Here is a 24,981-nt window from a genome sequence, read left to right as displayed (position 1 = left end):
CCTGGCCGCTCCTACAGATTCACGAGCCTGTATACTGCGCCTCTCGTTTTGAACACTGAGGTCGCTGCATGCCATCCGCTATTTCTACCGATGTGCTGATTGTCGGCGCAGGCGTCGCCGGTCTCTGGCTGAACGCCCGCCTGCGGCGCCAGGGCTTTTCCACTGTACTGGTGGAAAGCGCCAGCCTCGGTGGCGGACAGAGCGTGAAATCCCAGGGGATCATCCACGGCGGCGCCAAATACGCCCTGCACGGCGCCCTCACCGGTGCCTCGGAAGCCATCGCCGACATGCCGCGGCGCTGGCGCGAAGCCTTGGCCGGCACCGGCGAGCTGGACCTGTCCGGCGTGCGCCTGCTGTCCGACGCCCATTACCTCTGGTCTCCCGGCACCCTGGCCGGCAACCTCACCAGCTTCTTTGCCAGTAAGGCCGTGCGCGGCCGGGTCGATCAGGTCAAGGGCGAACAACTGCCCCCGGCCCTGCAAGACAAACGCTTCAAAGGCAAGGTCTATCGCCTGGCCGAGCTGGTGGTGGATGTGCCTAGCGTCATCCAGCGTCTGGCAGACCTCGGCGGCGATAGCCTGCTGGCCGGACAGAAGATCGAGCCCCTACTGGAGAATGATCATCTGGTGGGCCTGCGGATCGATGAACGCGAGATCCGCGCGCAACGCATCGTCCTCAGCGCCGGTGCCGGCAATGCCGACCTGCTCAAGGCTATCGGCCTGAGTCAGCCGGCCATGCAGCAACGTCCGCTGCACATGGTGCTGGTCAAGGGGCCAACCCTTAAACCCCTGTACGCCCATTGCCTGGGCGGCGGCCCCAAACCCCGGATCACCGTCACCACTCACCCGGCTGCCGACGGCCAATGGGTCTGGTACCTGGGAGGCGATCTCGCCGAAGCCGAAGGCGTGGCCCGGGAACCGGCGGCGCAGATCGCTGCTGCCCAAAAGGAACTGGGACAGTTGCTGCCTTGGGTCGACCTGAGCCAAGCGCAGTGGGCCACCTTGCGAGTGGATCGGGCCGAGCCGGCGCAATCGGGCCTGACCCGGCCGGATAACGCCTTCCTCGCCGAGCAGGATCGCCTGCTGGTGGGTTGGCCGACCAAACTGGCCCTGGCGCCGGACTTCGCCGACCGCGTTCTCGCGGCTCTGGAGCGCGACGGCATTCGTCCAGGCCACAGTGATCCACTTCCCGCCCTGCCCAAGCCGCCCCTGGCACAACCGGCCTGGGAGCAACTGCTGCCATGAGCCAGCCGACCCTGCATAACCTGCATCGCCCGATCGGCAGCACCGGCCTGATGGTTTCGCCTCTGGGCCTGGGCACGGTCAAGCTGGGCCGTGATCAAGGGGTGAAGTACCCCAGCGGCTTCCAGATCCCGGATGACCAGGAAGCCCGCATGCTGCTCAAGCTGACCCGCGACCTGGGCATCAACCTGATCGACACCGCCCCCGCCTACGGCCGCAGCGAAGAGCGCCTGGGCCCCCTGCTACGCGGCCAGCGCCAGGAATGGGTGATCGTCAGCAAGGTCGGCGAAGAGTTTGCCGACGGCGTGTCCCGCCACGACTTCAGTGCCGCTCACACCCGACTGTCCGTGGAACGCAGCCTGCAACGCCTGGAAACCGACTTCATCGACCTGGTGCTGGTGCATTCCGACGGCAACGACCTGGCCATTCTCGACCAGAGCGAGGTCTACCAGACCCTGGCGCAGCTCAAGCAGGAGGGCAAGATCCGTGGCTTCGGCTTCTCCGGCAAGACCGTCGACGGCGGTCTGAAGGCTCTGGAACAAGGCGATTGCGCCATGGTTACCTACAATCTGAACGAACAGGCCGAGCGGGCGGTCATTGACTATGCCGCCGACCACCACAAGGGCATCCTGGTGAAAAAGGCCCTGGCCAGCGGCCATGTCTGCCTGAGTCCGGGCATCGACCCGGTTCGGGCCAGCTTCGAACTGCTGTTTGAGCGGCCCGGCGTTGCCAGTGCTATCGTCGGGACCATCAACCCGTTGCACCTGGCCCATAACGTGGCGACCGTGGCACAGGTTTTAGGCAAAAACTGATGCCGCCGACGCGGCCGACCCCGACGCAAGAAGGAGCCGAGATGTCGCGACCGCTCATTAGAAAGAATCCCAGCAACTTCAAGACCCTGCCGCTGTTCGTCGAAGCGACTCCCGAAGGCCTCTGCTACCAGAGCGTCGGGAGGCCGCTGAACTTCGCTCAGACCCTGCAGCGCCGGCGCGCGGTGACGGTGGCAGACCACGAAAGGTTTGCCTTGGAACTGGCCAACCTCGGGGTTTCTGTACGCCTGACCCTGCACTGGCAGAACCGTGACTACTGGGTGCTGGTGCGCCAGCGACGCCAGGACCGCGGCGACGTGGTGCTCAAGCTGATCTCCGGCTACGTACCCGCCCATGAACTGAACCTGCCGCTGCACACGGCCATCCAGGAAATCGCCGAGGAATGCCTGCTGGAAACCCCGGAAGGCTGGCTCGGCGGACGCTTCAACGACACTTGGCTACCGGCCCCCTACGCCGGGGCCCTGCATTATCGCGAGGCCCTGCCCTTTCGCCTGACTCCACTGTCCGGAGCCGCGCGACCGGTACGCTGCGCCAACCTGCAATTGCTGGAGCGACCCCGGGCCTACGTGCACCTGCCCACCGCCTCGTTGCAACTGATCTACGACCTGCGCCTGGACGTCCCCAAGGAAGCCAAGTCGCTGAGCCTGTTCCACGTCGACGAGCGGCTGGAAGGCGACCAGTTGGTGGCGCGCCTGGACCGCAAGCGGCCGGATCTGTACCTGATGCCCCTGGACAATGGCCAGCCCTGTGCCGAGCTGTACACCTTGAAGAAGGATCAACTGCACCCGGCCAGCACCCGCGGCCTGTACCTGGCGGAAAGCTTCGCCCAGCAGGAAGGCTGGGTGGTGCGTGAGGAGCGGATTCGCTGGAAGGACTGGCTCAGGCAACGAGGCCTGAGCGAACCGGAAAAGGACTCGAAACTTTCGCGCCTGACCGGCAAGGCCCGGCAGATCCTGCGCAAGATGGTTCCCGCCAAGGCCAGGCGCCAAGGCTGAGGCAAAAAAAACGGCGCCTGGAGCAGGCGCCGTTTTTTCAGACTGCAACCGTTACTGGGCCTTGTCGGTCTTGCGGATCTTCTCGACGATGGCGGTGGTCGAGCTGTTCTCCACCAATCCCAGCACCTTCACCGTGCCGCCATACGCCGTGACGATATCGGCGCCCACCACCTGATCGATGCCGTAGTCGCCACCCTTGACCAGCACGTCCGGGCGGACCTGGGACAGCAGGTTTTCCGGAGTGCCTTCAGAAAAGCTGATCACCCAGTCCACGGCCCCCAGCCCCGCCAGCACCGCCATGCGCCGGTCGACACTGTTGATCGGACGTCCAGGCCCCTTGAGGCGGCTGACCGAAGCATCGTCGTTGATCGCCACGATCAATCGGTCCCCTTGAGCCCGGGCCTGTTCAAGGTAGGTCACATGCCCCGCGTGAAGGATGTCGAAGCAGCCATTGGTGAACACGATCTTCTCGTTGTGCGCCCGGGCATCATCGATGGCCAGCAACAGCTGATCGAGACTCAGAACACCGCGCTCGGAACCTTCCTCGCGCTGGATCGCCCGACGCAGCTCCGGTGCACTGATGGCCGCCGTACCCAGCTTGCCAACCACAATGCCCGCGGCCAGATTGGCCAGGCCCACCGCGTGGGGCAGCTCTTCACCGGCGGCAATCGCTGCCGCCAGGGTCGAAATCACGGTATCACCGGCCCCAGTGACGTCGAACACTTCACGGGCACGGGCCGGCAGATGCAAGGCCGGATGATCCGGACGCAACAGGGTCATGCCGTGCTCGCCACGGGTCACCAGCAGCGCCCCCAGCTCCAGATCGTGCATGAGCTTGGCGCCCTTGCTCACCAGTTCGTGCTCGTCGGCGCAGCCGCCGACGATGGTTTCGAACTCGCTGAGGTTCGGCGTGATCAGGCTGGCACCACGGTAGATGGAGAAATCCTTGCCCTTGGGGTCCGCCAGCACCGGAATGCCACGGGCCCGCGCGGCCGCGATCAGCACCTGATGGTTGCGCAGAGCGCCTTTGCCATAGTCGGACAGCACCAGCACCTTGATGCCGTCGAGCAAAGCGTCGACCTCGGCCGCCAGGGCCAGGGCGTCGGTGGCAAAGGGTTCTTCAAAGTCGATGCGCAGCAGCTGTTGGTGACGGCTCATGACCCGCAGCTTGACGATGGTCGGCTGGTGGGCAATGCGCTGGAACAGTGCACGTACGCCCGCACCTTGCAGGCTGTTGGCCAGGCTGTCGGCAGCCTCATCGTCACCGGTCACCCCGACCAGGGAGGCGGGCGCACCGAGTGCGGCGATGTTCAGGGCAACGTTGGCGGCACCACCCGGGCGGTCCTCGATCTGCTCGACCTTGACCACCGGCACCGGCGCCTCAGGGGAAATCCGTGAGGTACCACCATGCCAGTAACGGTCGAGCATGACATCGCCGACCACCAAGACAGGGGCTTGATCGAATCGCGGCATGGACAACTTCATGGAGCATCCCACATACAAAATGAACAGGGGCGCGATATTAACACAGGGTTGGCGCCGCCTAGTTCTATGCCTTGAGTGAGGCCGGCGAAGATTTTCTACGATTCATTTGCACGGCAGCAGTTGCAGCAGCTGGCGGATCGCCTCCGGCAACTCCACGCAGGACGTATCGATCTCGCAATCGGCTTGCAGCGGCGCTTCGTAAGGACTGTCGAGCCCGGTGAAATCCTTGATACGGCCCTCCAGGGCCGCCTGATACAGGCCCTTGGGGTCACGCCGGGCACAGGCCTGGAACGGCGTGCTGATGTACACCTCGATAAACTGTCCAGCCCCGAACAGCGCCCGGGCAGCATCACGATCGGCGCGAAACGGTGAAATCGCCGACACGATCACCAACAGCCCAGCCTCCACCATCAGCCGCGCCACCTCGGCCATGCGGCGGATATTTTCCTTGCGTGCCTCGGCCCCCATTCCCAGGTCACGGCACAGCCCACTGCGCACATTGTCACCATCAAGGACGAAGGTATGCATGCCCAACTCGTTGAGGCGCAGTTCCAGCAGGTTGGCCAGGGTCGACTTGCCGGCCCCCGACAGGCCCGTCAGCCATAGACAACAGGGCTTCTGCTGCTTGAGGGCGGCCCGGGCCTCGATGGACAGCGACAGGCTGTAGGGGCGGATCTGCAGTTGCTCCAAAGGCGCACAAGCGAGCTTATTCATAACCCAGCATCTCGTAGTCGCGTTGATAGACACGGCGCACCAGGCGACGGGTGCGTACCGAGCAGAATTCCCTGACAGGGGTAGTGCGGCGTTGAGCAGTGCCGTTGACATGGGGCAGTTGGGCATCGACCCCCAACTGCTGGCACAACAGCTGGAAGTCACGTTGCAAGTATTCCTGATAGCCGATGAAGTCCAGGGCCAGGCGCCCCAGGGAGTCGGTGAGGAAGTCGCTCTGGGGCGCGAAATGCATCTGCCTGTGGATATTCTCCGAGTGCAGCCAGCGGCCGACGAAGTCGTCGAAGTCCCGGTAGTGCGTCACCAGGCTCTGGGCCGCCTGATCCCGTCGCCCCAGGCGGTTGCCCCGCAAAAAGGCATAGGCCGAATAGGCGCGTTCCAGGGGATCGCGGACGAAGGCGAACTTGAAGCTGCTGGAAAACTCCCGGGGGAACTGTTGCTCATACCAGTACAACGGCAGATGCCCCGGCATCCACCCGTCGAACAGGGCCGAACAGACGCTGCTGCCGGCACACTTGGGAACATGGATAAACAGACAGGAATGACGGGCAAAAGCATCGGGGAACCGCACATTGGCGGACATGGACTTGTTCACCACCTGACGATCCACCACCGACAGGCGACCCAACAGGAAATGACGCTGGGTCTTGGGTAATAACTTCCACACAAAACGTTGCAGCATTGCGGTACCCACGCGAGAAGGATGGCCCTCTCGATCCATTCGAAGATTCAGGCGGGAACCATAACAAGCGTGAAACGCAGAATTATTTAGCCTTGGTCAAGACTGTAAGACGGGCCATACAAATGATGCCAAGGTGCCTTGCACACCCTGGAGGCTCCGGGGAACGAGCGGGCTCGCTCCCCGGAAAGACTCAGGCGATCCCGGTGGGTGCAGGCTCTTCCAGACCCATGGCGTGCAACCGCGAGTAGTAGCCATTCTGGGCCAGCAACTGGGCGTGAGTGCCGCGCTCGACAATCCGTCCCTGATCCATGACCAGGATCATGTCCGCCTTCTCGATAGTGGACAGACGGTGCGCAATCACCAGGGTGGTACGTCCCTTCATGACCTTGTCCAGGGCAGCCTGGATATGCCGCTCGGACTCGGTGTCCAGGGCTGAGGTGGCCTCGTCGAGAATCAGCAGCGGAGCGTTCTTCAGCAAGGCCCTGGCAATCGCCAGGCGCTGACGCTGGCCACCCGAAAGCAGCACGCCGTTCTCCCCCACCTGAGTGTCGAGGCCTTCTGGCAACTGGGCGATGAAGTCCATGGCGTAGGCGTCGGCCGCGGCCTTTTCGATGTCCGCCCGCGGTGCCCCGGCCAGGTCGCCATAGGCAATGTTGTTGGCCACGGTGTCGCTGAACAGGGTGACGTGCTGGGTAACCTGGGCGATATGCCGACGCAGGTTCAGCAGGCGGTAATCTTCAACCTCGGTGCCGTCCAGAAGGATCTGGCCCTTGTCATGGTGATAGAAGCGCGGGATCAGGTTGGCCAGGGTCGACTTGCCGCTGCCGGAACGCCCCACCAGGGCGACCATTTTTCCGGGCTCGACGCTGAAGCTGATGTCGTCCAGCACCTGACGCTCGGTACCTGGATAGGTGAAGCTCAGGTTACGCACTTCCAGGTGTCCGCTGATGCTGGCGTGTTCCACCGTGCCATGATCGACCTCGGGCTCGACGTCCAACTGTTCGAAAATGCTTTCCGCGCCGGCCACGCCTTTCTGGATGGTGGAGCTGACTTCCGACAGCTGACGAATGGGCTTGGGCAGCAACCCGGCCATGGTGATGTAGGCCACCATTTCCCCCGCCGACGCATCGCCACGCAGATACAGGACCAGGAACATCAGCACCGCCATGGCGCTGTAGATCACCAGTTGCAGCAGCGGCGTGTAGATCGCGCCGGTGCGGGTCATGCGCAGTTGCTTGTCGGTATTGCCCTGGCTGGCTGCCAGAAAGCGCTGCTGCTCATAGGTCTCGCCGCCAAAGCTGCGTACCACGCGATAGCCCTGGATGGTTTCCGAGGCAACGTGAGTCACGTCGCCCATGGCCACCTGGATCTTCTTGCTTTGCTTACGGAATTTCTTGCTGGCGGTACGCACCATGATCGCAATCAGCGGCAGGATGGCAATCATCACCAGGGTCAGGCGCCAGTTCATCCACAACAACGAGGCAAACAGGAAGATCACCGTCATGCCTTCGCGGATCACCACCTTGATCGCATCGGTCGCGGCCCCCGTAACCATGGTCACGTTGAACGTGATGCGCGAGATCAGGTGTCCCGAGTTGTGCTTGTCGAAGTAGCGGTTGGGCAGGGTCAACAGGTTGTTGAACAACTGCACCCGCAGGTCATGCACCAAGCCCAGGGAAACCTTGGCCAGGAAGTAGTTGCCCAAGTAGGAACCCAGGCCCTGCCAGGCAGCGATCAGCACGATCAACAGTGGCACCGCCTGCAGCAGCCGCATGTCTCGCAGGTAGGGCACAGTGGGAAACAGCGCAGCCTCGGGATTGGACAGGCCATCGACGAAATACTTGAGGATGTAGCCGAGCATGGGCTGGGTCGAAGCGAAGATCAGGAACCCGACGATGCTGATGAGAAACAGACCAATATAGGGCCGCACATAGCCAAGCAGACGGAAGTAGATTTTCAAGCTCGAAGGGCTTGCGCTGGGACTGGAGTCGGTCATATCACGGGAATGTCGTCAAAAAGGAGGCTGACTTTAGCACAGCTTGTTCGAGGTACCGGCACTCCCAAGGGACCGAGATTGTTCAGCTGACCAACGACACCACCTAGTATTAATCGCTATGATTGCCGGCTTAACTTCCGGGATGAACGTCTAAGCATGCAACCCAACGCTCTTCGCAACACGTCGAATCGAGTATTCGATTTCATTTGCCTGTGGATTCTGCCGCTAGGGTATCTATTGCTGCTCTGCGCGCTGTTTTTCCTCCCCGGCCGCAGTCAGTTGCACAAGCTGTACTACGGCCTGTTCAGCATCCCGACGTTGATTGCCTTGTGCACACGCCCCAGCGAACTGAAAGGACTGCTGCGCGAGCCTATCTTCATCGCCATGCTGCTGTTCTGTACCTGGGCCATCGTCAGCCTGGCCTGGAGCCCGCCGGTCGACAGCGTGCTGGGAGAGATCAAGACCCCTTTGCATACGCTGATGCTGTTCGCCGGCTGTACCCTGCTGGTGCGCTATCGCAATGACATAGTGCAGCCACTGATCTTCTGCGCGGCGATCGTTGCCCTGCTCGCCTCGATCTTCAACCTGTACGTCTTCGTTCGCTACCACACCCCCGATCTGCGCATGGTGGGTGTCGGAGCCTTTGACAATCCGCTGCTGAGCTCCCACGTCTTCGGTTTCTTCTGCGTCTACTGGCTGAGCCTGAGCATGACCTGTCGCCGCTACCAGATGCTCTGGCTGAGCATTCCGGCAATGGCCATCATGTTTGCCGCACTGATTGCCACCGGCTCCAGGACGCCCTTGGTGGGGCTGACCCTGGCCGCTCTCTGGCTGAGCTTCATCAGCTGGAACCGCCGCTCGTTGATGTTGCTTGCGGGCATGGCAGTAGGCGGCGCGGCGGTCCTGCTCCTGTTCTCGCAGATGCTTCTGGAGCGTGGCAGCTCTTCGCGCTTCGACCTCTGGCGCCTAGCGCTGGAGCAGATCGTCAATCATCCCTGGATCGGTCATGGCTATAACGCCAGCCTGTCCCTGGACCCGGGTATCGGCTTCCTTCTGGAAGAGCCACACAACTTCGCCCTGGGGGTTCTCTACTATGTGGGCATCTTCGGCCTGCTGCCGTGGCTGTTCATGCAGGCCTGGGCCCTGCTCAAGAGCTGGCAGCTTCGTACCACACCGTTGCTGATCCTGGCTTCCAGCTGGTTGGTCTTTGGCATTGGCGCCGGCCTGACAGAAGGCGGCGGGATTCTTTCGCGTCCAAAGGAGCACTGGTTCCTGCTGTGGATCCCCCTGGCCATGATCGCCGCCCTGTGCATTCACCAGCGCGCCAGACGTTCGCCACCTGTGCAGGTAGCCTCACTGCCCCCGGCCGCAGCCGAACAACTGCTCGCCAATGCCCAGGTCATCGAAGCCGATGGCCTGGGGCCCAAGGTCCTGCGTCTGGAGGATGGCAGTTTCTTCAAGCTGTTCCGCCCTCGTCGCTGGTACACCTCGGGAGGGTTCAACCCCTACTCCGAGCGCTTTGCCGCAAACAGCGAGCAACTGCGTGATCTGGGCATTACCACCCCGGTCATCCTGGGCCTGTACCGACTTGCCGACGGCAGCAACGCCGTGCGCTACCAGCCACTGCCTGGGCAGACCCTACGCCAGCGCCTGCAATTGGCAGGCTCGGCAGAAGAGCGCGCGCAGTTGATCAAGGACTTCGGTACGTTCATGGCTCGCCTGCATGAACAAGGGGTGTACTTTCGCTCGCTTCACCTGGCCAATGTGCTGGTCCTGGAGAACGGCGAATTCGGCCTGATCGATCTTGCCGATTTGCGGGTTTACCCCTCCTCGCTGAGAACTTCACTGCGCCAGCGCAATCTGCGGCACATGCAGCGCTATAGCGAAGACAGTAACTGGCTGTTCCAGGAGCACCTGAATGCACTACAGGCGGGGTATGCGCTGCCTACCTCGATGTCCCGTGCAACCGGCCTGCTGAAGCAACTGCCTGCGAACGACGAGCGCCAAGGCGCTCACTGAAACCCTGCAACCACATCTGCACCCTGACAGTCGCACAAGGCTGTCAGGGAATCAGGTCATAGGGGATTGAGCCGCTGAACGTCAGGCCTGACGCTGCCGGGCATAGGCCAGGAAGCCTTCGATATCATCACTGCACAGCTTGTCGGCAAGCCCGTGCAACTCGGCTTCCGGCCAGTCCCACCAGGCACTCTGCAACAACTGCTGGCGCTGTTCTTCGGGGAAGCGCCACCGCAGGAAGCGCGCCGGATTGCCACCGACCACCGCATAGGGCTCCACATCCTTGGTGACCAGAGCCCCCGCCGCGACAATCGCGCCATGGCCAATGGTCACACCGGACAACAGTGTGCTGTTGGAGCACAGCCATACATCACTGCCCACCCGCACATCGCCATTGGTGCCGGCGTAACCGCTGATATGCGCGGCCTGGGGTAGCATTGCGGGAAAGGGGTAGGTGCTGACCCAATCCGCACGGTGGTGACCACCAAGAAAAATCTGCACGCCTTCGGCGATCGAGCAGTAAGCACCGATGCTCAGGGTCGAACCTTCCTGCCAGTCATGCACCTCAGGCAAGCCATAACTGCCGCGGCCAATGCTGTACCCCGGATAACGCTGCTGGAAGCGCACCACGCCGCGTTCGATTTTCGGCAGTTTGCGGATCGCACGCTTGGCGCGCTTTTCAAGAAAGCGTTGAATCCAGCCCATGCTCCGGCGCCCCTTCAGTCTTTTTCCAGCGGCGAAAAATACAGGCGGACCAGTCCACGCCAGGTTTTCTTGTTCCAGGCCTTGAACGGAATCTGCGCCAACAATTCGCGAGCCAGTTTCCGATCGCGATTGGACACCTTGAGGAACATCGAACTGAGGAACTTGTAGCGAACCTCCTCGTACAGCGGATGCTCACTGAACAGAGCGTAGGTGCGCAGGATGTTGTCGATCATGAATCGGTTGTTCTTGTAGGAGTTGGTGGCATGCTTGCGATAACGCGCCATCACTACGTTCAAGCCGTCGATAAAGTAGCCCGCATGGGTGATCTTCAGCTCGATCAGCAAGTCCTCAAGGCGGATATTCGGGTCGAAACCACCGACCTTCTCCAGTGCCTCACAGCGAATCATCAACGTCGGCGCAGGCGGGTAAGGCTTGCGCTCAAGGAACATGTCATCGAAATCCAGACGCCGGAACGGTACATCACGGCGCTGGCGATTTTCGGGAAACAGGTTGCCATCGCTGTCGATCAACTCAATATTGCCGGCGCAGATCCCGACCTCCGGCTTGCCGTCCAGGTATGCCACCTGAGTCGCGATACGCTCGGGCAGCATAATGTCGTCGGAGCCGAAGGGCACGATCAGGCTGCCCTTGGCCCGAGCGATGGCGCCATTGAGGGTATTGGTCAGCCCCTGGTTCTGCTGGACGCGGAAGTCGAAACCATGCAACGCCTGCAACCGCCGGATACGCTCAACGCTGTCATCGCTGGAACCGTCATCCACCACCAGCAGTTCGATGTTCGAATAGGTCTGGTTGAGCACGCTGAGAATGCTCTGCTCGATATAGGGTGCGTGGTTGTAGGAGGCGATGATTACCGTCACCACAGGTTGCTGGTCTGTCATTGCTGCCTCTTGCCCGCCTGACTCAATCCCGAGTCGATCAATTGCCGGTATTCCTCGCGGAACACCTCGATATCATGTTCTTTCTGCAGATAGCGGTACGCTTGCTGGCCCTTATCGGCCAACGCCTCATCGGAGAGCCCCAGGTAATTGTCCAATGCCGCCGTCAGCGCCGGCACATTGGCCGGCTCAACCGCCAGGCCACCGGCCCCTTCAATCAGCGGCAGCATGGCCGGTACATTGGAAGCGATCACCGGTAACTGCCCGCTCATGCCTTCCAGCAACGCCAGGCCCAAGCCTTCGGCCAATGACGGCATGGTCCAGATATCGAAGGCACGCACATACTGCAGTGCGTTCTCCTTGAAGCCCAGCAGGTGGGCCCGACCCTGCAGGCCCAGACGCTCGATCTCGGCGCGCAGATTGGCCTCTTCGCGCCCGGCGCCAATGATCGCCAACTGAGTCTGCGGGTACTTGTCCTTGAGCTGAGCAAATGCCTGCAGCAGGTAAGTGTGGCCCTTGACCGGCACCAGGCGCCCCAGCGCACCGATCAGGCGCACGGAAGGGTCCAGCCCCAACAACTCACGAGAGCGCTCGCGGGAGTGCTGCAAGGCTTCGGCCTGTTCGATATCGATGGCGTTGGTGATCGCCCAAGTGTTCTGGTCGGTGAAACCGCACTGGCAATCCAGCAGGTACTGCTTGACCGCGGGCGATACACCGACAAAACGCCAGTGCCGGTCGATCAGGCGCTGGGTCTGGCGCCGCCGGTAAAGCCGGTCGTACTCACCGAAACCATGGGAGATGCCAATGCACAGTGGGACCTTCAACCAACGGTTGAGGGTCAGCATCATGTTCACCGGCTTGAAGCGATTGCAGATCACCACATCGAACTTTTCCTTGCGGCAGAACTGATACAACCGCCACATGGCCCGCAGACGCATGCCTTTCAGGGCCTTGTCGGAAAACTCGAAATACACCGAATGATCGGCCCGGCTGACCGGATCAGCCGGCCCGGGTCGCCCACGCAGGAAGGCCGCCGTCATCTCGTACCGGTCAGCCGGCAAGGCCTTGACGATCTGCTCCGCCAGGTCGGCGAAGTCGTGGGATTTGACGTTGTAGTCCGGTTGCAATTGCAGGACCTTGAAGCGCTGACTCATAACTCTCCCCGGTGGAAACCTGTGGCATCGATGACCCAGGAAGACTCGCTGGCCAGGGCCTGGACCACCTTGGCATCCTGCTCAGGCAAATCCGACCACTCATTGCGCTTCCAACACACAAAGTGGAAATACGGAAAACTGCGGTCGCCGTCGCGGTCATTGGTCAGATGCCCATCCTTCCAGTACCAGCGCGTTGGAAAATCACGACTGCCGTCATGCCAGTCGATCACTCCGCCCGGCGTGCTGAACGCCTCAGTGAACTCGCTGCGACGACGCCATGGATTGAACTTGCCCACCAGCTTGAACAGCGGCTTCGGGAAGTTCTTGCGCCAGAGAAAAATCCGACTGAACGCCCCTTCATCCAGTGCATGATGCTGCTGGTCGGTAAAGCGCGTCTGCCAATCCTTGATCTGCCTGAACAATTCAAGCTGGCGGGCGCTGTTGCGTATCAGGCACAAGTGCCCAGCGACGCGACGCTCGTGGGTGGAGAACAGGTCATACTTCGCCAGACGATCTGCGGTGAAGTAGGCCCGCAGGTCACCGTAGACCAGATCGATATCGCCGAAAGCCCAAAAGTCGTAGCCCTGCAGCCGATCAATATGGATATAACCCATTGCAGGCCTGATATCACAGAGCTTGTAAGCCGCATTGGGCGCAAAATCGATGTTCAGGCGCTGGGACACCAAGGCGCAATAATCAGCAAAGCTGATGCTTTCAAACTGGACGTTCGGCGGCAGATTCTCCGGAATCCCACAATCGCTGAAAAACAACCAGTCGATATCCGGATTGCGTCGGCAGCTTTCGAGAAAAAACGGCAGCCAGAATGGCCAGCGCCCGAAATAGGGCATGAGAAACAGGATTCGCGGGCGTGGATTGATCACAAAAGACTCGCTGTCAGGTTAGGGGCACAACAGATTCCTGTGTTTATGCCGGTTTTATCGCTGCCGCAACAGCCAGAACAGTTCGTGCCGCCGCACTGCCTTGCGAAAGAACTCATTCTCTCCCAGGGTCGAAGGCACTCTACTAGCCAGAAGCCATTGTATCGACCTGCGCAGACGCCGCTTGAACGGCATTCTCGGCTGCAGGTCATGCATCATGCCCAAGGCCATGGCCTTGTCATATTGCTCAACCTGGGACAGTGGCAAACACCAGGGACGCAACACTGTCGTCGAATCGAACACCGGCGGCAAAGCAATGCCCGCACCCGAATCACCCATTGGCCAGCGGTCGTTGTCATGCAGGTGATTGGCATAGCCAAGCACGGTGGTCGGCTGCCAGTCCAACCCCTCCAGCGCCTGCATCACCGCCGCCTGGGCACAGATATGGTCAGGATGAGGGTCCAGTGACGGATGGGGCAGCACCAGCACTTCGGGCCGCGCCTTGAGCAGCAGCTCGCGCAGATCAGCCAACAGGTTGTCCCAGGTCGGCAGCCCATCCCGATCGGCTGGTAGCGGGAACGGATTGAACTGGCGGAACAGGCGGATATCGCTCAACTGCGCCTCACGCGAGGCCACCGGCTGTTGCGGCGCGGCCTGCATGGCAGGCAGTTGCAGACAGAAGTACCCCAGCTGTACGCAGTGGGCTTCAGGCACTCCCGCCCAACGCGGCACAGCGATACTGTCCCAGGCTCGCAAACGGCCCTTGATTCGCGCGGCCTCGGCAGCATTCATACCCATGGCCTGATAATGCTCAGCCTCGATTTCCCCCGCTGTCAGGGTCACGATCCAGGCTTCGTCGGCCTGGCTGTACAAGCCAAAGGCTGCCAGTTCAGCATCGTCGGCATGGGGAGCAATCACCATCACTCGCTGGCGTCGGTAGTCGGGGTCGCGCCAGGCCATCAACTGCGGCTGGACCTGAATCCGACAGAATCGCCCACGCAATTGCAGCTCGCCGCCGAGCAGCGGGCCAGCCAGGCCGCTAAGGTTGAGATAACGCAGGCCATCGACGCCTCGCTCGAACGCCTGGCGATCGAGCGTCGGGCCGCCCAGCACTTCAATGGCCGGATCGAGAAAGCGTCCGATCCAGGAGCTCTTGACCTGCACTCCGAGGATCAGGGTTTCATCCGCGCCCAACTCGGGCGCCGGATCCAGCCGCAGACGTCCCGCTTCCAGGCGCACCGCGATCTGCCGGGCTTCACTGCCGAAGTCGTAGCAGTAGTCATCCTTGGGCGAATAGAACAGGTGATCGGCAAACCAGGCTTCATGAGCCAGCCAGCCAAGCACCGCCAACAGCAGCGGCAACCACCAGGCCACCAGCACCCCCACCAGCAGCAACAGGACCAGCCCCGCCAACAGGACGATTCGTTTGTTGCGCCGGTGGCGCTTGAGCAATTGCTGCTTGCGACTCATGGACGGACTCACACCTGGAAAACCGGCACAGGATTGCACCAACGATCCTTGTATTCACGGTCGGCGCGACCGAAGGAAAAGCGCAGGGGCTTGTTCAAGGTCCGGGCCTGCTCCCAGGCGCTCTGGGTATTGAGGAAACTCAGCACACTGCCGGGGCTGAACTCCCGTGTCTCAGGATCGACCCCGCCATTGACGTACTCGACGCTGATCCACTGCGGGGCTTCGACCCGGTAGATCAACTGCACGGCAATGGGCGCATCGTTGAGGAAGATCACCGAGCCGATCAGCAGCTCGCGCAGGCGCTCCAGTACCTCGGCCATGCGCTCGGCCCCCGTCGCGGCAAAGCCCCAGCGACGCTGGAACAGATCACAGTAGATCGCCGCCAGCTCAGCACTGGTGAAATCAGTGACTGCACGCACCACGCCGCCGGCCTCTTCCAGCAGGCGCAGTTCGCGGCGCTGGTTGTAGCGAAACTTCTTCGACAACTCTTCCGGGGTGCGAGCCATGGCCAACTGTTCGGCCTGAGGCCTGAGGGCGGTGAAGCGCCCTTCGTTGAGCGCGGAGAGATAACGCCCGCGATGACGCAGCACGGCCTGGGCATCCGCGGCGGCCGGCAGGATCAGCTCGGCATTGCCGATATCGAACAACCCCTTCTTGCCGGCTCGCTTGAGCACGTCCTTGGACAGCGCCAGGTCCCGCCCCCAGGTGGCAATGGCCGCCTGCAGATGGCCGTCCTGTTCCCAGGCCAGATAACGCACGGGAATCTGCGCCAGGTCCGCCAGTTGCTCCACCACCAACGGATGGGTCGCCACGCTGCCACCAAAGCGCTGCCAGGCATCGGCATAGGTCGACGCGTCAATGACTGACCAGCCACGTTCGCGCCAGCCTTGAAATCGATTGAGCATCAGCCCCTCGCGGTCAGATCGGTGACTTGCGGCAAACGCCAGAATACGTCCCGTACAGCACGGTCGGAGAAACGCTCGCGCAGGCGATCGAGCATCAACTCGGCACAGACCCGGCGCTGATGGTCATCCATCGCGGCCAGGTGCTGCAGCCCTTGAGCCATGTGCTCGGCGTCTCCCAGGGGGAACAGAATACCCACACCCTCTACCACTTCCTTTGCACCGCCGCAGGCGGTGGCCAGCAAGGGCACACCGGCCGCCATGGCTTCCAGCAGGACCATGCCAAAGGGTTCGTGATCGGAGCTCAAGGCAAATACGTCGAACGCACGGAAATAGCGCCGAGCGTCCGGCACCTGCCCGAGGAACAGCACACGATCAGCCACGCCCAGTTCACGGGCCAGGGATTTCAGATCCTTCTCCAGGCGTCCGGTCCCCAGGATGGCCAGCTGACTCTGCTGCGGCAATTGCGGCACGGCGGCGGCAAAGCCCCGCAGCAAAGTGGCCTGATCCTTGTCCGGGTGCAGGCGTCCGACGTTGCCGACAATCCAGGCATCCGCGGACAGGCCCAGCTCGCTGCGGGCCTGGGCCGCGTCCAGCTGGCTGGCCTGCAAGGCTTCCAGGTCGATGCGGTTGTACAGGGTCTGGATGCGCGCCGCAGGCCATTTGGGCAGGCAGGCACGCATGTCGTCACGCACCGCATCAGAGACCCCCAACAGGCTCAGGCGCTTGCGAAACAGTCCAGCGAAGATCTGCCGGCTACGGCGCTTGTAGTCGGAAAAGGCGTGATGGACACCCACTACCGGCAAGCGGGTGCCCAACAAAGCGATGTAGATCGGCTTGAAGCGGTGAGCGATGCAAAAGCTGAAATTGCGCGAGGCGGCAATCTTGCGCAGGTCACGAATGGCACCCAGCTTGAGGCCACGAATGGCCTTGGAGCTGTATTCCATGAACAGCACTTCATCGGACGCACAGCCGGCAGCCACTTCGGCATCGGCGGCCCCGGTGAGAAACACCGTGGTCACCCGATAGCCGCTGCCCGCGAACAAGTTGGCATATTGCCGGGCGCAGTCCAGGAACGGCCCGTCATAGCCGTGGCAAAACTGCAGCACATGGCGTTCAGCCGAGCGTGTCATAAGGGTCCACGCCGTCTTTGACCACCAGAATGTCTTCCATGATCAGGTACTGCAGATCGGAACCGTAGAACATGTTCAGGGCATCGGTCGGCGAGCAGATCATCGGTTCGCCACGGCGGTTCAACGAGGTGTTCAGCGACACGCCGTTACCAGTCAGGACTTCCAACGCCTTCATCATGTCGTAGTAGCGCGGGTTGTATTCGCGCTTTAGCACCTGGGCCCGGGATGTACCGTCTTCGTGAACCACTTCCGGCACCCGGGTCTTCCACTCTTCAGCCACTTCGAAGGTGAAGGTCATGAATGGTGCCGGGTGGTCGACCTTGATCATCTGCGGACCGACGGTGTCGAGCATCGACGGGCAGAAAGGCCTCCAGCGCTCGCGGAACTTGATCTGCTCGTTGATCCGGTCGGCAACGCCCACGGCGCTCGGGCAACCAATGATCGAACGACCGCCCAAGGCCCGTGGACCGAACTCCATGCGGCCCTGGAACCAGGCCACCGGGTTGCCATCGACCATGATCTTGGCGATGCGTTCCGGGGTGTTGTCGATCTGCCGCCAAGCCGGTTTGTTCGGGTGACGGGCACAGGCTGCGATCACGTCTTCGTTGCTGTAGGACGGGCCGAGATAGACGTGTTCCATCTTCTCTACCGGCACCCCACGGGCATGGGAAACGTACGCAGCAGCGCCCACGGCGGTGCCGGCGTCGCCGGAAGCCGGCTGCACGAACAGCTCTTTGACTTCAGGACGGGCAATGATCTTCTGGTTCAGCTTGACGTTCAGCGCGCAGCCGCCGGCGAAAGCCAGCTTGCCGGTTTCCTTGAGGACGTCGCCCAGATAGTGGTCGATCATCTGCAGGGCCAGTTTTTCGAACAGCGCCTGCATGCTCGCGGCGTAGTGGATGTAAGGCTCGTCGGCGATGTCGCCTTCGCGCTTGGGACCCAGCCACTCGATGAGTTTTGGCGAGAAGTAGAAACCCTTGCCCTTCTCTTTGTAGCGACGCAGGCCAATGACGTTGGCGTAGTCGGTGTTGATCACCAGTTCGCCGTTTTCAAAGCTGGCCAGGCGCGAGAAATCGTACTTGCTGGCGTCGCCATAAGGCGCCATGCCCATGACCTTGAACTCGCCGTCGAGCATTTCGAAGCCGAGGAACTCGGTGATCGCGCCATAGAGGCCGCCCAGGGAGTCCGGATCGAAGAACTCCTTGATCTTGTGGATCTTGCCGTTTTCGCCGTAGCCGAAGAAGGTAGTGGCGTATTCGCCCTTGCCGTCGATGCCGAGAATCGCGGTCTTCTCCTTGAAGCCCGAGCAGTGGTAGGCACTGGAGGCGTGGGCCAGGTGGTGCTCCACCGGCTCGATCTTGACCTTTTTCGGGTCAAAACCCAGTTGCTCCAGGCACCAGACGATCTTCTTGCGATAGCGCTTGTAGCGACGGTTGCCCATCAGGATCGCGTCCAGGGCGCGGTCCGGGGCGTACCAGTAGCGCTTGGCGTAATGCCAGCGAGCCTTGCCGAACAGGCTGATCGGGGCAAACGGAATCGCTACCACGTCAACGTCGGAAGGCTTGATCCCGGCCTGCTCCAGGCAGAACTTCGCCGACTCGTAGGGCATGCGGTTCTTTGCATGCTTGTCGCGCACGAAACGCTCTTCTTCAGCGGCGGCAATCAGCTTGCCGTCGATGTACAGGGCTGCTGAAGGATCATGGCTAAGGGCGCCGGACAGGCCAAGAATCGTCAATGCCACAGGGGTCTAGCCTCGTTTAGTCTGCATGCGGGCGCAGTGCGCCTTGAAAATAAAGTGTGCTCGCAAAGGGGCGAGAAACAACGAAAGGGCGGGATTATAACGTAAAAGCAGGGGCAAGCCTCTAGCGGCAAGCGCCAAGCCCGGGCGCCGCATACGCCACGGCCCGCAGCCGCTGCCTGCAGCAGCGGCTATAGGTCGCAGGTCAGGCCTCGGCGCTCTGGACGGTCTTGGGCAGCCGCCGATCAATCACTTGATACAAATTGCTGCTTTCGGGCCAGTTGCGCATGAAACGTGCGCGATCCCGGGCAAAAGCCGGAGCAAAACTGCTCAGACCGGAGTGCTGACACATGGAATCCAGATCGATCAGGGCCCAGCGATCGTCCTGCCAGAACAGATTGTGGCCCTTTAAGTCACCGTGACTGATGCGCTCCCTGATCAACTGGGCAAACAGCCGATCCAGCGCCAGCAACTCCGATTCAGGCGCCTCGCCACTGTCCACGAACGGTGCAAAACGCTCAATGATGTCAGGCCCCGGCAAGTACTCGGTCACCAGGTAGGCCCGACGGCGCAACCAGAGAAAACGCTGCTCCAGTACCGCCAGGGGCCTGGGCGTGGCAATCCCCAGGAATTCCAGGCGATTGCCTTCACGCCAGGAGTGCCAGGCCCGGCTCGGGCGCCAGAAACGCTTGAGCCAATGAGCCAAGCCCTTGATGTTGTAGCGCTTGACCACCAGGGTCCGCCCAGCGGCCTCAACCCGGCCTACACTGGCGGCGCCACCGGTCTTGTACAGATGCCCCTGATCCAACAGGGCATCGGCCTGCGCCAACACTGGCAGCATCGCGGCCTCTTCCTCACGGCGAATCGCACGCAAGGCGAAAGGTCCACGCTGCACGCTGAACAGCGTGCACTCACGGCCAACCTTGTTGAGAAAGTCCCGCAGGCGCCAGCCACGCACCTTGTTCACCTGCTTCTCCAGGGCCTCCAGGGGCAAGGCGTGCTCGGCATTGCTCAGCAGGTAATGCACCAGCAACTCTTCAGTGAAGGGTTCCAGGCTCTTGGGTAGCTGGGCGAAGAACACGCCCAGGTTTTCCAGGACCTTTTGCCGGGACAGGGGCTTGCCAGCCTCTTCGACACAGATCCCCGCGCCATCGATCAGGTGCAGCTTGCCGTCATGGCGCAACAGGTTGTCCAGGTGCAGGTCTTCCTGCCACAGGCCCTTGGCGTGCAACTGGGCAATAGCCCCGAGGGCCTCAGCCAACACCGCGGTCTGCTCATCGGCCAGCACCGGCAGCTTTTCCACCTGCTTCCAGGCGTCGCCGAGGCTTTGCGCCCCTTCCAGGAACTCGAAGAGCAACCAGCCGCCCTCGCCTTCCTGCAAGCCGTCCGCCAGCAGCAACGGCGTGGTCAGCCCCTGCTCCGCCAGCAGGCGCACACCCTGCAACTCCCGCTGAAAATGCCGCGCGGCCTTAGGCCCCACCAGCAACTTGGCCAGCACCGGACGCCCACGCCAGACACCGGCACCGACATAGCGCTGCCCCGGCAGCACGCGCAACAGGGTCAGCAACTGCAACTGCGCCGGGCCGGCAGCGTCCGCCAACTCCAGGCTCAGGGGCAGGGTCGGGCTGCGCCCGCTGTTTTTCAGCTCGGACAAACGCATCAGCGAGATTCCTTGTGACTGCTGCGAGCACTGAGACGAGCGGCCCAGGCACCCACCAGGGAACTGTCCAGGGGCTGGTTCAGATAGGCCGCCAACAGGCCGCGCACTTCGTCGGCATTCCACACCGAAGCCCGGCGCAGTAAAGGTTCCAGATCTTTGACCCGGTCGCGCTGACCGAACAGCAAGGGCCGAGTTTTCTCCAGGTCGATCAACTGCGCCCGGTAACCCTCGCCATGGCCTTGGAGGAAAATATGCTTGGGGTAGAAGCAGCCATGGACCTGACGCAAGCTGTGCAGTTGCCGGGCCAGTTGCCCGCAGGCCTTGAGTACCGCCTGGCGCTGGAGCTCACTGAGCTCATCCCAACGCGACAGCAGCGCATCCAGATCGTCCCAACCATCCAGGGCCCGGGTCAGGAGTATGGCTCGAGACTCGCCATTGACCTTGCGCATGCCAAAGAACACCGCCTGCAGCGCGGGAATGCCCAACTGCTGATAACGCCGGATGTTGCGAAACTCCCGGGCGAAACTCGGTTCGCCGAAAGGCCGATGCAGGGTCCGGGTCTGGTAGTTGGTCTGCCGCTTGAGATAGAACCCCTGCCCTTCCACATCCAGGCGAAAGACGCTGCTGCTGCCGCCGCGACTGGTATTGGGCTCATCCACCGCATCCAATTGCGTAGCCCACAACTGGTCAAAAGTGCCGAGACCGTTACGCTCCAGTAGCGCACGTTCCTCGGACGCCAGGAAATCAGTCATTCGCGCCCCTCGAAAAATCTCACCACGTGGCGAATACGCGCCTTGTCGGCGGCACTCAAGCGATCGCGCTGGCGATACTGCAGATAGAAACGCAGGCGCTGAGTGGCCGACAGATGATATTTGGCCACCTTGTCCAGGCAGGCCAGGTCCTTGGTGATCCGGTACTTGAGCCAGAACCCACGCCAGAAATCGCCGTTCGGACAGTCGATCAGGTACAACCGGTCCTGATCGTCGATCAGCAGGTTGCGCCACTTCAAATCATTGTGGGTAAAGCGATGGTCATGCATGACCCGGGTATAAGCGGCCAACTGACGACTCACCCCATCGACCCAGCGCCGATCCTTGAGCCGCGGATCGTTGCGCTCGGCCAGCACCGACAGGTCCTCGGTCCGCGGCAGCTCGCGAGTGATCATCGCGCCCCGGGAGTAAGCCAGGCAGCGACGTTCCAGGCCCCAGGCCACCACATCGGCAGTGGGAATGCCCCACTTGGCGAAGCGCTTGAGGTTCTGCCATTCGAACTTGACCCGGGGCTTACCCAGGTAGCGCCGCAGGTTCTTGCCGGCGCCGGTATAGCGCTTGACGTAGTAATTGACGCCGCCGCGCTCGACCCGAATAACCTCCGACAGAGGGTCCCGGGTCAGATGCTCACCCTGCAGGGCAAATACCGCGTCCAGACTGCCGAAATCTTGCGTCAACTCCTGATAAGCGGGGTCCAGGTTCCAACTCGCCATCAGAGTGCGTCTCCGTACCGCTGTTTACGTGCGTAGAGTTTTTCCGCCTTGCCTTCGAGCCAGGACAGCAGCGCCGCTTCTTCGGCCAGGATCTGCCGCAACGGCTGCTGGAAATAGCCCTTGAGGAAGCGCAACTTGTCGCGGCGCGTCAGGCCGATATCCAGGGCGGAGAAATACAGGGCGGCCAGGTCCTTGTTGCGCCAGCGCAGGGTGATCCTCGGCCGGGTCTGGGCACGATGCAGGTCGATCACCGAGAGTTTCAGCTCCGCAGGCGTGATGGGACGATCGGTGTGCAACAGGAAATGGCAGATGTAGCAGTCGCGGTGGTTGACCCCGGCGCGGTGCATCATGCCGGTCATGCGCGCCACTTCGGCGATCAGCGCGCGCTTGAGGGCCGGCGCAGGCGGCTGCTTGACCCAGTCGATGCTGAAGTCTTCAAGGCTGACGGTGGGCGCCAGCTCCTCGGTGACGATGAACGAGTGCTGGTCCGCCGGGTTGCTGCCGCGCTCGCCGTAGGCCACGGCAGTCATGGTCGGCACGCCTACCTGATGCAGACGCTCCAGCGCCCGCCATTCCTGACCGGCGCCAAGCACCGGCAGCTTGGCGGTGATCAGGTTCTTGACGATCTCGCCCCAGCCAATGCCGCGATGGATCTTCACGAAATAACCGCGACCGTCGACTTCCGTACGCAAGGTACGGCGCGCTTCCAGCTCACGGTAGACCTGGCCCTTCAGGCCCTCGACAGCGTCGAACGCATCGCGTCCGGCCCAGAGGCTCTTGAAGGGTTCGGCAAGCATCAACTTCATCGGTGTTGCTCCGCCAGAATCACATCCGCAGCGTGCTGCGGCATGCTGTAAAGGTCGGCCGTCTCGGCGAACGCCAGGCCATTACGGCTCCAGGTCGCGCGTGCAGCGTCGTCGGTCAACAGGGTGGTGAGGTATTGATTGAGCTGCGCCTGCTCGAACGGCTCATCCAGCACCAGGCCGCATTCGGCCTCGGCGATGTAATGGGCGTAGCCGCAGACCGCGCTCACCAGCACCGGCAGCCCAGCCACCAGGGCTTCGAGCAGCACAGTGCCGGTATTTTCGTTGTAGGCCGGATGAATCAGCAGGTCGGCTCCCAGCAGGAAACGCGGAATATCACTGCGCCCCTTCATGAACTGCACCTGGTCGCTGAGCCCCAATGCGGCACTTTGTACCTGGAATACCTTGGGGTCGTCCTGGCCGATTACAAACAGTCGGGTGCGTTTTTTCAGCGCCGAAGGCAGGGCCGCTAGCGCCTTGAGGCTGCGGTCCACGCCCTTGGTCTTGAACCCGGAGCCAATCTGCACCAGCAGCAGCTCGTCGTCCTTCAAGGCGAACTCACGACGGAAATCGGCGCGGATCTCGGCAGCGTTGGACGGTGCGCGGCGATCCTGGGCAATGCCCGGCGGCAGCAGGTGAAAGCGCTCCAGCGGGGTGTCGTAATGCTTGATGAACAGCGGCTGCTGAACCTCGGAGATCATCAGGATCTCGGTCTTGGCATCCTTGGCGAACACCGCCCGCTCGTACTCGGCGAAATGCCGGTAGCGACCCCAGCGACGGTACAGGGAGTGCCGCAGATTCTGCGCCTTGTCCTCGAAGCAGCCGTCGGCGGCGTAGTACACGTCCAGCCCCGGCATCTTATTGAAACCGATCAGCCGATCCACCGGACGCTTGGCCAGGTCGGCCGCCATCCAGGCGCTGAGCTTTTCGTTGCGACGATGATTGAACAGCGCCTTGACCGGCGCCACCAGCACTTCAAAGCCAGGAGGCACGTCACCTTCCCAGATCAGGGTGTAGACGCGGATCTGGTGCCCGCGGCGCTGACACTCCAGGGCAATGCGCATGAAGTCGCGCTGCAGGCCGCCAAAGGGAAAATACTTATAAAGGACAAAAGCCAATTGCATCAGCGCGGCTCCTCAGCCAGTAACAAGGTGCTCAGTCGGCTGGCGACACGCTCGGGGTTAAGGCGCGTGAAGCACAATGGCCACTCGCGCTTGATGTCATAGCGTTGCTGATCCACAGCAGTGGGCTGGTAGGTGCATTTTTTCTGCAGGCACGGCGCACAGGGGAAGTTGCTCCCCAGGTGAATCTGCACCTTGCCATAGGCGCCGGTCAGGCCCGGATTGGTCGGGCCAAACAAGGAGATGGTCGGCACATCCAGGGCCGCGGCCAGGTGGCCCAACCCGGTGTCCACGGCCACACAGGCCTGGGCATCGGCCAGCACCTTGGCGACCCCGGCCAGGTTCAGCTTGGGCAGAACCGTGGCGTTTTTCAGGCCACTGGCAATACGCTCCGCCCGGGCCTTCTCGACAGCATTGCCCCAGGGCAGCTTGACCTCGACCCCGAGCATGCCCATGCGCTCGGTCAGCTCGCGCCAATAGGCCTCAGGCCAGTGCTTGGTGTCCCAGGTGGTGCCGTGCAGGAACAGCACGAAGGGATTCTTGCGCGGCAGCTCCACCAGTTTTTCGACATTCAGGCCGTAGTCGCCCAGGCCCTGTGGCAGGTCGTAGCCCAGGGCCACGGCGAACAGCTGGCGCACCCGCTCCACGGCGTGCTGCCCGCGGGCCACCGCCAGGCGTCGCGAGTAGAAACGCGAAGCCAGGGGCTCACGGGCCGAGTGTTTGTCCAGCCCCGCCACCGGGGCGCGCACGTAACGGGTCAGCCAGGCGCTTTTCAGCAGGCCCTGGGCATCGATCACCAGGTCGTACTTGGTAGAACGCACGCTCTGCTTGAAGCGGCGCCACTCGCCGCTCTTGATGGTCTGCCAGATATTCTTGCGCCAGCGGCGGATCGCCACCGGAATCACCTTGCCTACCGCCGGATGCCAGGAAGGAATCTCGGCGAAGCCTTCTTCCACCACCCAGTCGAACGTGATCCCCGGGATCGCTCGCGCGGCATCGGTCAGCGCCGGCAATGCATGAATCACATCCCCCAGGGACGAGGTCTTGATCAACAGTACCCGCAA

22 protein-coding genes are annotated in these 24,981 nt (G+C 62.0%); 4 read left to right on the top strand and 18 right to left on the bottom strand.

Annotated features, from left to right (window positions below):
* Positions 1-68 precede the first annotated feature (68 nt).
* From LOY69_RS02630 to LOY69_RS02620, 3 genes are read left to right on the top strand one after another with little or no spacing between them, the layout of a single operon-like run.
* Positions 69-1,244: an NAD(P)/FAD-dependent oxidoreductase gene (locus LOY69_RS02630; RefSeq protein WP_123391313.1), complete on the top strand. Its 1,176-nt coding sequence runs from the start codon at positions 69-71 to the stop codon at positions 1,242-1,244.
* Positions 1,241-2,053, top strand: a complete 813-nt coding sequence (locus tag LOY69_RS02625) for an aldo/keto reductase (RefSeq protein WP_110650959.1) — start codon at positions 1,241-1,243, stop codon at positions 2,051-2,053. The genes LOY69_RS02630 and LOY69_RS02625 overlap by 4 nt, the downstream gene beginning before the upstream one ends.
* A 41-nt stretch (positions 2,054-2,094) precedes the next feature.
* Positions 2,095-3,066 carry a metal ABC transporter ATPase gene (locus LOY69_RS02620; protein WP_102862880.1) on the top strand — a complete coding sequence of 324 codons (972 nt, stop codon included), beginning with the start codon at positions 2,095-2,097 and terminating at the stop codon, positions 3,064-3,066.
* A gap of 51 nt (positions 3,067-3,117) precedes the next feature.
* On the opposite strand, the gene hldE is transcribed toward LOY69_RS02620, so the two are convergent.
* The 4 genes from hldE to msbA all read right to left on the bottom strand — a co-directional run bounded on the left by hldE (position 3,118) and on the right by msbA (position 7,958).
* Positions 3,118-4,551, bottom strand: a complete 1,434-nt coding sequence (gene hldE, locus LOY69_RS02615; protein WP_102863061.1) for a bifunctional D-glycero-beta-D-manno-heptose-7-phosphate kinase/D-glycero-beta-D-manno-heptose 1-phosphate adenylyltransferase HldE — start codon at positions 4,549-4,551, stop codon at positions 3,118-3,120.
* Between the two features lie 102 nt (positions 4,552-4,653).
* Positions 4,654-5,265 carry an adenylyl-sulfate kinase gene (gene cysC, locus LOY69_RS02610; protein WP_110650965.1) on the bottom strand — a complete coding sequence of 204 codons (612 nt, stop codon included), beginning with the start codon at positions 5,263-5,265 and terminating at the stop codon, positions 4,654-4,656.
* Entirely contained in the window at positions 5,258-5,962 is a 705-nt protein-coding gene (locus LOY69_RS02605) for a sulfotransferase family 2 domain-containing protein (RefSeq protein ID WP_102882031.1), read from the bottom strand. The genes cysC and LOY69_RS02605 overlap by 8 nt, the downstream gene beginning before the upstream one ends.
* A gap of 190 nt (positions 5,963-6,152) precedes the next feature.
* Positions 6,153-7,958 carry a lipid A export permease/ATP-binding protein MsbA gene (gene msbA / locus LOY69_RS02600; protein ID WP_102862877.1) on the bottom strand — a complete coding sequence of 602 codons (1,806 nt, stop codon included), beginning with the start codon at positions 7,956-7,958 and terminating at the stop codon, positions 6,153-6,155.
* Between the two features lie 156 nt (positions 7,959-8,114).
* Here msbA and LOY69_RS02595 point away from each other — a divergent pair, with 156 nt between their 5' ends.
* Complete coding sequence (locus LOY69_RS02595; protein WP_265074101.1) at positions 8,115-9,977, top strand: O-antigen ligase family protein; 1,863 nt, start codon at positions 8,115-8,117, stop codon at positions 9,975-9,977.
* An 81-nt stretch (positions 9,978-10,058) separates the two neighbouring features.
* On the opposite strand, the gene LOY69_RS02590 is transcribed toward LOY69_RS02595, so the two are convergent.
* The 14 genes from LOY69_RS02590 to waaC form a co-directional block, all read right to left on the bottom strand.
* A complete protein-coding gene (locus tag LOY69_RS02590) occupies positions 10,059-10,679 on the bottom strand; it encodes a CatB-related O-acetyltransferase (RefSeq protein WP_102862875.1) in 621 nt (206 codons plus the stop codon).
* 14 nt (positions 10,680-10,693) lie between these two features.
* A complete protein-coding gene (locus tag LOY69_RS02585) occupies positions 10,694-11,578 on the bottom strand; it encodes a glycosyltransferase (protein ID WP_265074100.1) in 885 nt (294 codons plus the stop codon).
* Complete coding sequence (locus LOY69_RS02580) at positions 11,575-12,729, bottom strand: glycosyltransferase (RefSeq protein ID WP_102882035.1); 1,155 nt, start codon at positions 12,727-12,729, stop codon at positions 11,575-11,577. Before LOY69_RS02580 ends, LOY69_RS02585 begins: the two co-directional genes overlap by 4 nt.
* Complete coding sequence (locus LOY69_RS02575) at positions 12,726-13,610, bottom strand: DUF6625 family protein (RefSeq protein WP_265074099.1); 885 nt, start codon at positions 13,608-13,610, stop codon at positions 12,726-12,728. The genes LOY69_RS02580 and LOY69_RS02575 overlap by 4 nt, the downstream gene beginning before the upstream one ends.
* 54 nt (positions 13,611-13,664) lie before the next feature.
* Positions 13,665-15,077, bottom strand: coding sequence for a PIG-L deacetylase family protein (locus tag LOY69_RS02570; protein WP_265074098.1), 1,413 nt, complete (start codon positions 15,075-15,077; stop codon positions 13,665-13,667).
* A gap of 8 nt (positions 15,078-15,085) precedes the next feature.
* Positions 15,086-15,982 carry an antimicrobial resistance protein Mig-14 gene (locus tag LOY69_RS02565; protein WP_265074097.1) on the bottom strand — a complete coding sequence of 299 codons (897 nt, stop codon included), beginning with the start codon at positions 15,980-15,982 and terminating at the stop codon, positions 15,086-15,088.
* Positions 15,982-17,112, bottom strand: coding sequence for a glycosyltransferase (locus LOY69_RS02560; RefSeq protein ID WP_102862869.1), 1,131 nt, complete (start codon positions 17,110-17,112; stop codon positions 15,982-15,984). The genes LOY69_RS02565 and LOY69_RS02560 overlap by 1 nt, the downstream gene beginning before the upstream one ends.
* A complete protein-coding gene (locus LOY69_RS02555) occupies positions 17,096-18,853 on the bottom strand; it encodes a carbamoyltransferase (RefSeq protein WP_102862868.1) in 1,758 nt (585 codons plus the stop codon). The genes LOY69_RS02560 and LOY69_RS02555 overlap by 17 nt, the downstream gene beginning before the upstream one ends.
* Positions 18,854-19,055: 202 nt before the next feature.
* Positions 19,056-20,510, bottom strand: a complete 1,455-nt coding sequence (locus LOY69_RS02550; protein WP_265074096.1) for a lipopolysaccharide kinase InaA family protein — start codon at positions 20,508-20,510, stop codon at positions 19,056-19,058.
* Entirely contained in the window at positions 20,510-21,262 is a 753-nt protein-coding gene (locus LOY69_RS02545; RefSeq protein ID WP_265074095.1) for a lipopolysaccharide kinase InaA family protein, read from the bottom strand. Before LOY69_RS02545 ends, LOY69_RS02550 begins: the two co-directional genes overlap by 1 nt.
* Positions 21,259-21,993, bottom strand: coding sequence for a lipopolysaccharide kinase InaA family protein (locus tag LOY69_RS02540; protein WP_102862865.1), 735 nt, complete (start codon positions 21,991-21,993; stop codon positions 21,259-21,261). Before LOY69_RS02540 ends, LOY69_RS02545 begins: the two co-directional genes overlap by 4 nt.
* Positions 21,993-22,799, bottom strand: a complete 807-nt coding sequence (rfaP, locus tag LOY69_RS02535) for a lipopolysaccharide core heptose(I) kinase RfaP (RefSeq protein WP_110595420.1) — start codon at positions 22,797-22,799, stop codon at positions 21,993-21,995. The genes LOY69_RS02540 and rfaP overlap by 1 nt, the downstream gene beginning before the upstream one ends.
* On the bottom strand, positions 22,796-23,920 hold the full coding sequence (locus LOY69_RS02530; RefSeq protein WP_102862863.1) for a glycosyltransferase family 4 protein: 1,125 nt from the start codon (positions 23,918-23,920) through the stop codon (positions 22,796-22,798). Before LOY69_RS02530 ends, rfaP begins: the two co-directional genes overlap by 4 nt.
* Positions 23,920-24,981, bottom strand: coding sequence for a lipopolysaccharide heptosyltransferase I (gene waaC / locus LOY69_RS02525; RefSeq protein WP_102862862.1), 1,062 nt, complete (start codon positions 24,979-24,981; stop codon positions 23,920-23,922). Before waaC ends, LOY69_RS02530 begins: the two co-directional genes overlap by 1 nt.

This window comes from Pseudomonas sp. B21-059 (genome assembly GCF_026016285.1).
In the GTDB taxonomy this organism is placed as follows: domain Bacteria; phylum Pseudomonadota; class Gammaproteobacteria; order Pseudomonadales; family Pseudomonadaceae; genus Aquipseudomonas; species Aquipseudomonas danubii.
Note: the sequence above shows the minus strand (reverse complement) of the source record. Positions and strands in the feature narration are given on the sequence as shown.

Excerpts from the sequence above, each read along its gene's own strand:
- LOY69_RS02540 (WP_102862865.1), bottom strand. The coding sequence starts at position 21,993 with ATGGCGAGTTGGAACCTGGACCCCGCTTATCAGGAGTTGACGCAAGAT.
- msbA (WP_102862877.1), bottom strand. The coding sequence starts at position 7,958 with ATGACCGACTCCAGTCCCAGCGCAAGCCCTTCGAGCTTGAAAATCTAC.
- LOY69_RS02570 (WP_265074098.1), bottom strand. The coding sequence starts at position 15,077 with ATGAGTCGCAAGCAGCAATTGCTCAAGCGCCACCGGCGCAACAAACGA.
- LOY69_RS02530 (WP_102862863.1), bottom strand. The coding sequence starts at position 23,920 with ATGCAATTGGCTTTTGTCCTTTATAAGTATTTTCCCTTTGGCGGCCTG.
- LOY69_RS02620 (WP_102862880.1), top strand. The coding sequence starts at position 2,095 with ATGTCGCGACCGCTCATTAGAAAGAATCCCAGCAACTTCAAGACCCTG.
- LOY69_RS02580 (WP_102882035.1), bottom strand. The coding sequence starts at position 12,729 with ATGAGTCAGCGCTTCAAGGTCCTGCAATTGCAACCGGACTACAACGTC.
- LOY69_RS02590 (WP_102862875.1), bottom strand. The coding sequence starts at position 10,679 with ATGGGCTGGATTCAACGCTTTCTTGAAAAGCGCGCCAAGCGTGCGATC.
- LOY69_RS02625 (WP_110650959.1), top strand. The coding sequence starts at position 1,241 with ATGAGCCAGCCGACCCTGCATAACCTGCATCGCCCGATCGGCAGCACC.
- LOY69_RS02605 (WP_102882031.1), bottom strand. The coding sequence starts at position 5,962 with ATGCTGCAACGTTTTGTGTGGAAGTTATTACCCAAGACCCAGCGTCAT.
- LOY69_RS02630 (WP_123391313.1), top strand. The coding sequence starts at position 69 with ATGCCATCCGCTATTTCTACCGATGTGCTGATTGTCGGCGCAGGCGTC.
- cysC (WP_110650965.1), bottom strand. The coding sequence starts at position 5,265 with ATGAATAAGCTCGCTTGTGCGCCTTTGGAGCAACTGCAGATCCGCCCC.
- LOY69_RS02550 (WP_265074096.1), bottom strand. The coding sequence starts at position 20,510 with ATGCGTTTGTCCGAGCTGAAAAACAGCGGGCGCAGCCCGACCCTGCCC.
- LOY69_RS02565 (WP_265074097.1), bottom strand. The coding sequence starts at position 15,982 with ATGCTCAATCGATTTCAAGGCTGGCGCGAACGTGGCTGGTCAGTCATT.
- LOY69_RS02585 (WP_265074100.1), bottom strand. The coding sequence starts at position 11,578 with ATGACAGACCAGCAACCTGTGGTGACGGTAATCATCGCCTCCTACAAC.
- hldE (WP_102863061.1), bottom strand. The coding sequence starts at position 4,551 with ATGAAGTTGTCCATGCCGCGATTCGATCAAGCCCCTGTCTTGGTGGTC.
- rfaP (WP_110595420.1), bottom strand. The coding sequence starts at position 22,799 with ATGAAGTTGATGCTTGCCGAACCCTTCAAGAGCCTCTGGGCCGGACGC.
- LOY69_RS02545 (WP_265074095.1), bottom strand. The coding sequence starts at position 21,262 with ATGACTGATTTCCTGGCGTCCGAGGAACGTGCGCTACTGGAGCGTAAC.
- LOY69_RS02595 (WP_265074101.1), top strand. The coding sequence starts at position 8,115 with ATGCAACCCAACGCTCTTCGCAACACGTCGAATCGAGTATTCGATTTC.
- LOY69_RS02560 (WP_102862869.1), bottom strand. The coding sequence starts at position 17,112 with ATGACACGCTCGGCTGAACGCCATGTGCTGCAGTTTTGCCACGGCTAT.